Here is an 8,025-nt window from a genome sequence, read left to right on the forward strand (position 1 = left end):
GATTTTGTCTGCCATCTTTTTTGACCTGTTTTGAGCCACAGAAAAAGCATTTTTTGTGTTCAAAGCTTTTGACCTCGCTAAAAGCCTTACAGAATAAGGCTTTTCAAACTTTTTAGCACCTAAAATGTCCCTTTGCCCAAATTTCGCAAAAACTAAATATCATCATTATCAATGATGATATTCGATATTGTTCAAGTGAAAAAACGCTCAGAATATAAGCAAACTATCTTATCTTCAGGTTTAAAAATTAATCCTCTTCATTTACAGCAGGCATATCTTTACGCCTTGAAACAAGCAATTGGTCGATTTTGAAATTCTCAGTGTCAATAATTTCAAATTTATAATTATCGTATAAAACAAAATCGGTTTTTTTCGGGATTTTACGCAGCATATACATCATGAATCCGCCGATGGTTTCATAATTTTCTTCTTCAGGAAAAGCCGTTAAATCTAAGACGCGCAGTACGTCTTCACAAGGTGTTGCGCCGTCAATCAGCCATGAATCCGCATCACGCTGCACGATTTGCTCTTCTTCGGTGGAAACCAATTCGCCCATCACGATACTCATCACGTCTTTAAGCGTCACCACGCCCACCACCAACGCGTATTCATTCACAATCACGGCAAAATCCTCGCCCGAGGATTTGAAGAGCTCCAGCACTTCATATAAAGATAAGGTATCGGGAATAAACAAGGCTTTGCGCAGCAATTGCGGATCGCTGATGGCAATCGGCTGCTCAGGATTTTGCAGATACATGCGCAGCAGATTATGCGATTCCACATAGCCCAGAATTTTATCCAAACCATTGTCGCAAACCAGCAATTTGGTATGCGGATGTTCTGCGACCAATGCCAGAATCGCATCGCGGTTATCGGTGCGGTCGCAATAGACAATGCTTTCGCGTGTGGTCATGGTAGAAGTCACACGGCGTTCTTGCATTTCAAAAATATTTTCAATCAAATACTGTTCTTGCGCCATGACGACTCCTGCTTGTGCACCAGCATCGACGAAAGCAACAATATCTTGCGAAGTCATATTTTCTTGACGTACCGAAGGTAACTTAAAAAGTTTAAAGGTCTGATTAGCAATAAAATCAAATATCCAAACAATCGGCTTGAGGATAAAAATCAAGAAATTCATGATGCGCACCGTGCGAACCGCAATCGCTTCGGGATAAACCATCGCCAAGCGTTTGGGCATTAAATCGGCGAAAAGGATAAAGGCAGAAGTCACGCCGATGAATGAAATCCATGTGGCGGCATTATCAATCCAAGGTGCTTGTGGGAAATATTTTTGAAGTAAATCTTTAATATAAATACTTAAATTTGCTTCACCGACCACACCAGCAGCCACCGCGACCATGTTCAAACCAATTTGCACTACCGTGATAAAGCGTCCTGGTTGTTCCTGTAATTGCAAAACCATTAAGGCGCGTAAATCGCCATTGCCGCCCATTTGCTGCAAACGCAGTTTGCGCGAACTGGCAAGCGCAATTTCTGCCGATGAAATCACCGCGCTCACCGCGGTTAAGATAAATAAAATCAGGAAAAATTCAAATAGACTCATAAGCTTTTGTTTAGTGACATTTTAGATGGGACATTGTAGCAAAAAGCCGCGACAAGATGCGCAGATTGATGGATAAAAAACGCCTCTTGCTCAGGCGAGGCTTGCCCTGTATGTTATCGTCGGAGAAGTGGAAAAGTAGTAGGCGGCGAGCCGCAGACGCTACAAGAGCGTAGGGCAAGGCGAGCCAACACCGTAATACTTTTTCAATTCTTCAACGATATGCCGCGGCAATCTATATCTGTCAATCAACAATATTTCCCATGCTTTTCAAGAGAAAGAGATATTCATAAACACATTCATTATTAAGGAAAATCAACATGCCTATTCCAAAAAAGTATTTGCGCAAATTATCCAGTCCGCGCGCGTATTCCCTATATTTTTATCTTAATTATTTAAGCAATGTTGTTTTGCTTGCTTATATTAACAAGCGCTTAAATGTTACGCCAGAGGGAATGGAAGAGATTATGTATGTGAGGTTTTGGCTGAGTGTGCTATTTCAGTCTGTTTTCGCTTTATTTCCCTGCGCGATAATGTCTTTGCTGGCTTTCGGATGTAAATTTAAAAAACGTCCTTTAGATGTATTGCTGAATCTTTTTTTAGCTTTGGGGATTTGGTTTGCCGCTTATTTCGTCACGCAAAGTTTCAATAGCGATGATTCCGCTTTAGTGGTGGAGGCGATTAAATTTAATGTGTTTATTGCAGGTCTTGCGAGTTTGATTGCTTTTCCCTTTGCGCGCGAGAAAAAAGATTAGGTAATTTATAGCCGGAGAATTGAAAAAGCATGTCAGGCTTGGCTCCTTTGTATGCTTTTTCGCTTCTCCGAGTATAGAACAGTTGCTGTCGGCAGAGGCTTATTCCCACTCAATGGTGGCAGGCGGTTTGCCGCTCACATCGTAGACCACGCGATTGATGCCGCGGATTTCGTTGATGATGCGGTTCGACACCTTGCCCAGCAAGCTATATGGCAATTCCGCCCAATGTGCCGTCATAAAATCGCTGGTAACCACCGCACGGAGCGCGACCACATAATCATAAGTGCGTCCATCGCCCATCACGCCCACCGATTTCACAGGCAGGAAAACCGCAAACGCTTGACTGGTCAAATCGTACCAAGATTCGCCTTTATCATTGAACGTATTGCGTAATTCTTGAATGAAAATGTCATCGGCTTGGCGCAACAAATCGGCGTATTCGCGTTTCACTTCGCCCAAAATCCGCACACCCAAACCAGGTCCAGGGAAGGGGTGGCGGTACACCATTTCGCGCGGCAAACCCAATGCTACGCCCAATTCGCGTACTTCGTCTTTGAACAAATCGCGTAAAGGTTCAAGCAGTTGCAATTTCATGTTTTCAGGCAGCCCGCCGACGTTGTGGTGCGATTTAATCGCGTGGGCTTTGTTGGTTTTCGCGCCTGCGGATTCAATCACGTCTGGGTAAATCGTGCCTTGTGCCAACCATTTGGCGTTGGTCAATTTTTTCTCCTCCGCGTCAAAGACTTCAATAAATTCCGCGCCGATGATTTTGCGTTTGCGTTCGGGGTCGGTTACGCCAGCCAGTTTCGCCATAAATTGTTCGCTCGCGTCCACATGAATGACTTTGACGCCCAAATTGCGCGCAAACATATTCATCACATTTTCCGCTTCGTTCAGGCGCAAAAGTCCATGGTCTACAAACACGCAAGTGAGCTGGTCGCCAATCGCGCGATGAATCAACGCCGCCGCCACCGAACTGTCCACACCGCCCGACAAGCCCAAAATCACTTCATCGCTGCCCACTTGTTCGCGGATGTTGGCAACGGCTTCGTCAATGTAATTGGGCATCGTCCAACTGGGCGTTGCGCCGCAAATGTCCAACACAAAACGGTTGATTAAGGCACGACCTTGTTTGGTGTGGGTAACTTCGGGGTGGAATTGAATGCCGTAAAATTGTTTTTCAGCGTGTTCCATCATCGCAATCGGGCAAGACGGCGTGTCGCCAATCACGACAAAACCCTCTGGCAATTTCACCACTTTGTCGCCATGGCTCATCCACACGTCCAAGGTGTTGGGGCTTTGGTCAAAAATGCCGCGCGTGAGTGCGCAATCAATGGTTTTGACTTGCGCGTAACCGAATTCGCGCTGATTGCCCGCTTCCACCGCGCCACCCAAATGGTGCGCCATAAACTGCATGCCGTAGCAAATCCCCAGCACAGGCACGCCCAAATCAAACAAAGCCGTATCGGCATGATAATTCGCATCATCGTAAACCGATTGCGGGCTGCCTGAAAGAATAATGCCTTTGGGATTGAAGGCTTTAATCTCGTCCAAAGGCATATCGTAGGGGTGCAATTCGCAATACACATGGGCTTCGCGCACACGTCGCGCAATCAGTTGCGTTACTTGCGAACCGAAATCTAAAATCAGCATTTTGTCTTGTTTCATATTAGTTACTCATCAATCATTCATTACTAAATACTTTAGGATAGTGTCGCCAGCAAATCCGCTTCGCTTAATACATTGCCTTCCTCATCGCCGTGCGTCACGACTGCCGCCCGCAAGGAAGTTTGCACACCGGTTTTTAAGAGAATATTTTGCGCCAATTGCTGCTGCCAAGCCTGATGAAAATCCGCCGCAGTGACTTTGCCGATGAGGGTAATCATCAGTATGGCAATATCCCTATGTCTAAAAAATTGCTGACACAAGAGCGGCGCGATTTCTGCCTACAAAGCCGCCGCCGCGCTGTCCGTGCCCTCCGCTTCGGGCGGAAAATCGCAGGCGATGTAAAACATTTTCAATGGGGATGCACTTTTCTCCTCATCAATCATTTCAAAGCCATAATCGGCAATAATCGGCGTGGTTTTTGACATGGCATTCCTTAATTCAAGCGCTTTATTATAGCAATTAACTTAGAAATCATATTTCTTAACAAAATCCCGCTGTTTTACAATTAGCTTTTGACGCTGCGCTGGGCGTTACTTTTTTTGCCTTGCCAAAAAAAGTAACCAAAAAAAGGCAACCCCGTTGTGGCGGTTTGCTTTGCAAACTGCCTTCGCCAATTTGAATTTTTCGGCGCGTGCCAGACTCGCTGCGCTCAAACATGGCACGCTGATGTCCGAAAAATTCTACATTGTCTCAGCGCCGCAAAGGGGGCTTGGGGCTCTCTGTAAAAGGCTATTGTGCATTTTTTCTATTCATCTCACCGATAATAAGAATATTTTTGACAGCAGATTAAAAAGATTTTCTAGATTAAAGCAATATAAGCTAAAGCCTATGATAAAAAAGCGCAGATATTCTGCGCTTTCGTTTTTAACGGCGGTAGTTCGGCGGTTCTTTGGTAATCGTTACGTCATGCACATGCGATTCCTGCATACCCGCATTACTGATACGCACAAAGCGCGGTTTTTCGCGCATGTCTTCCAAAGTGGCGCAGCCCACATAGCCCATTGAGGAACGCAAGCCGCCCATCAATTGCTCAATCACGGCAGAAACTGCACCTTTATAGGGTACGCGGCCTTCAATGCCTTCAGGCACATATTTTTCTGCTTTTTGTCCGCCTTGGAAGTAGCGGTCGGCAGAACCTGCACTCATCGCGCCCAGCGAACCCATGCCGCGATAGGATTTATAAGAACGCCCTTGATACAGCTCGACTTCGCCGGGCGATTCTTCCGTACCCGCCAATAATCCGCCGACCATCACCGCATGCGCACCGGCGGCAATCGCCTTGGCGATGTCGCCCGAATAGCGTATACCGCCGTCGGCAATTACCCTTACGCCGCGTCCTTTCATGGCTTTTGCCACATTGCTGACGGCGGAAATTTGCGGCACGCCGACGCCGGCAACAATCCGCGTGGTGCAAATCGAGCCCGGCCCGATGCCGACTTTCACGACATCCGCACCGGCATCTGCCAAGGCCATTGCTGCTTCGGCGGTGGCGATATTGCCGCCGACAATCGCCAAATCGGGATGACTGCGCCGCAATTCGCGCACCCGCTCAATCACGCCTTTGGAATGTCCGTGCGCAGTATCGACGACCAGCAAATCCACGCCGGCTTTGGTCAGCAATTCGATTCTTTGTTCGCTGTCGCCGCTCGGTCCGATAGCCGCGCCCACGCGCAGGCTTTCGTTCTCATCTTTTGCCGCCATCGGATAATCGCGCGCGCTGCGCAAATCTTTGACTGTTACCAAGCCTTTCAAATGAAATTCATCGTCTACGACCAGAATTTTTTCAATCCGATGTTCTTGCAGCAGGGCTTTGATTTGCTCGGTGGGCGTATTTTCTTTTGCCGTGACCAATCGCTCCTGCGGCGTCATCACATCTTTGACCAAGCCCGCATCATCGGCATAGCGCACATCGCGCCGCGTCACAATGCCGACTAAGCGCCCGTTTTCTAAAACCGGCAATCCGGAAAAACCATGTTCGCGCGTAATACTGCGCACTTCGCCAATCGAAGTGTACGGCGTGGTGGTCAAGGGATCGCGAATTACGCCAGATTCGTAGCGTTTGACCTTGCGTACTTCCTGCGCCTGCTGCTCGGGCGTCATGTTTTTATGAATGACCGCCATGCCGCCCAATTGCGCCAAAGCAATTGCCAAACGTGCTTCGGAAACGGTATCCATCGCGGCGGAAAACAGCGGGATATTGAGCTTGATGTCGCGAGCAATCTGGACGCTCAAATCCGCGTCGCGCGGCAGTATTTCCGAATAATCCGGCACCAGCAAAACATCGTCAAAGGTTAGGGCTTCTTCAACAATACGCATATTTCCTCCCGATTTAAAAAATCGCGGCATTATAGCGCAAAATGCCGTCCGCCGCTGAAAGCCCTCATAAGCAAAAGTTATCAGACCATAAATAAAGGCGATACCCGCACCTGACGGCATTTGCGATAATGCGCCTTTATTTTTAAGGAATCGCTATGTTAATTCTGCTTTATTTACTGCCTTTTATCGGCATTTTATACGGTCTGTTCCATTGGCAGCAGCGCGAATCGTCTTTAAGCAAAGTCGTTTTCGCCGGTTTGTTTGCCGGTCTTGCCTACGGCTTGCTGCTGTCTTTTTCTTCTTTAGCAAAAGAGGTGCTGCTGTGGGTCAATATTGTGGGCAACGGCTATGTGCAACTCTTGAAAATGATTGCCCTGCCTTTGGTCTTTGTTTCCATTCTGGCGGCGATGGCTAAGGTCGAACGCGCCAGCGCCATCGGCAAAATCAGCTTTTTTGTGATTGCCACTTTATTGCTGACCACCGCTGTCGCCGCATTTATCGGCATCGTTATCGCCAATCTCTTTGACCTCAACGCCGCTTCCTTAGTCGCCGGCGAAGCGGAAAAAGCGCGCGGCGCCAGTATGTTGGCAAATCAGGACAAGACCGCCGCCCTGACGATTCCCGCTTTATTGCAGAGCTTTATCCCGAGCAATATCGTGGCAAGCCTAGCTGGATTGGGCGATACCGCCATGATTTCCACCGTGATTATCGCTTCTTTGCTCGGCATTGCCGCCTTGCAAGTGGCGCGCAAAGATGCGCTGCAGGGCGAACGCATTTCGCTGTGCGTGGAGACATTGCAGGTATGGGTGCTGGCTTTGGTGCGCATGATTATCCGCCTCACGCCTTACGGCGTTGCCGCCCTAATGGTAAAAGTCATGGTTTCCACCAATGCGGGCGCCTTGCTGCAATTGGCAAAATTCTTTGTCGCCTCTTATATCGCCCTTGCTTTGGTGCTCTTGATGCACGCCGCGATTATTTACGTCTGCGGGCGCAATGTGAAAGATTATGCGCGCAAAGTGCTGCCTGTGCTGACTTTTGCCTTTACCTCGCGCAGCTCGGCAGCCACCATTCCGCTGAATATCGAAGCGCAGACCCAAGCCCTGCATATCGCCTCGCCGATTGCCAATTTTGCCGCCTCTTTCGGCGCCACCATCGGGCAGAATGGCTGCGCAGGCGTCTATCCAGCCATGCTCGCCATCATGATTGCGCCGACAATGGGCATTGTTCCTTGGTCTGTCTCTTTTATCGCCTCTGTTATCGTCGTGGTCGTGATTGCTTCTTTCGGCGTGGCGGGTGTGGGTGGCGGCGCGACTTTCGCGGCGATTATCGTGCTGTCCACTTTGGGTTTGCCGATTGAATTGGCGGGCTTGCTGATTTCGATTGAACCGGTAATTGATATGATGCGCACCGCGGTCAATGTGAACGGTTCGATGACCGCTGGCGTAGTAACGCAACGTTTGCTCGGCAAGAAATTAAGCGCGCTTGATTCCGCTCAAGGATAAACTGCTTTCGTTATGCATAGTCGATTCATGGCAAAATTAATCATTTTTCAATCGGGTAGGTCGGATACTTGTATCCGACATTACTTAAAATATCAATTTGTCGGATTCAAGAATCCGACCTACTTCTTTATAAATTAGTAAATTAGGAATTTATACCCAATACAATTCGTCATGCGTATGCCTTAAGGCATGAACGCCTAAACTAAGGTTAAAAATATAA

The 8,025-nt window shown here is 48.0% G+C and carries 8 protein-coding genes; 2 read left to right on the top strand and 6 right to left on the bottom strand.

Annotated elements, in window-relative coordinates:
- Positions 1–247: 247 nt before the first annotated feature.
- On the bottom strand, positions 248–1,567 hold the full coding sequence (gene paeA, locus ACJHVI_RS04630) for a polyamine export protein PaeA (protein WP_483183468.1): 1,320 nt from the start codon (positions 1,565–1,567) through the stop codon (positions 248–250).
- A 317-nt stretch (positions 1,568–1,884) separates the two neighbouring features.
- Between paeA and ACJHVI_RS04635 the strand changes: the two genes are divergently transcribed.
- Entirely contained in the window at positions 1,885–2,319 is a 435-nt protein-coding gene (locus tag ACJHVI_RS04635; protein ID WP_483183470.1) for a hypothetical protein, read from the top strand.
- Between the two features lie 99 nt (positions 2,320–2,418).
- On the opposite strand, the gene guaA is transcribed toward ACJHVI_RS04635, so the two are convergent.
- From guaA to guaB, 5 genes are all read right to left on the bottom strand, one after another.
- Positions 2,419–3,987 carry a glutamine-hydrolyzing GMP synthase gene (gene guaA, locus ACJHVI_RS04640; protein ID WP_483183471.1) on the bottom strand — a complete coding sequence of 523 codons (1,569 nt, stop codon included), beginning with the start codon at positions 3,985–3,987 and terminating at the stop codon, positions 2,419–2,421.
- Between the two features lie 35 nt (positions 3,988–4,022).
- Positions 4,023–4,205, bottom strand: coding sequence for a hypothetical protein (locus ACJHVI_RS04645; RefSeq protein WP_483183472.1), 183 nt, complete (start codon positions 4,203–4,205; stop codon positions 4,023–4,025).
- Between the two features lie 60 nt (positions 4,206–4,265).
- The gene (locus ACJHVI_RS04650) at positions 4,266–4,412 is read right to left on the bottom strand and encodes a hypothetical protein (RefSeq protein ID WP_483183473.1); all 147 of its coding nucleotides are present in this window, start codon (positions 4,410–4,412) and stop codon (positions 4,266–4,268) included.
- Between the two features lie 55 nt (positions 4,413–4,467).
- Positions 4,468–4,644 carry a hypothetical protein gene (locus ACJHVI_RS04655; protein ID WP_483183474.1) on the bottom strand — a complete coding sequence of 59 codons (177 nt, stop codon included), beginning with the start codon at positions 4,642–4,644 and terminating at the stop codon, positions 4,468–4,470.
- Positions 4,645–4,851: 207 nt separating this feature from the next.
- Positions 4,852–6,303 carry an IMP dehydrogenase gene (gene guaB / locus ACJHVI_RS04660; protein WP_483183475.1) on the bottom strand — a complete coding sequence of 484 codons (1,452 nt, stop codon included), beginning with the start codon at positions 6,301–6,303 and terminating at the stop codon, positions 4,852–4,854.
- A gap of 155 nt (positions 6,304–6,458) precedes the next feature.
- Between guaB and ACJHVI_RS04665 the strand changes: the two genes are divergently transcribed.
- Positions 6,459–7,805, top strand: a complete 1,347-nt coding sequence (locus ACJHVI_RS04665; protein ID WP_483183476.1) for a cation:dicarboxylate symporter family transporter — start codon at positions 6,459–6,461, stop codon at positions 7,803–7,805.
- The last annotated feature ends 220 nt before the right edge of the window (positions 7,806–8,025 follow it).

Source organism: Suttonella sp. (genome assembly GCF_056855035.1).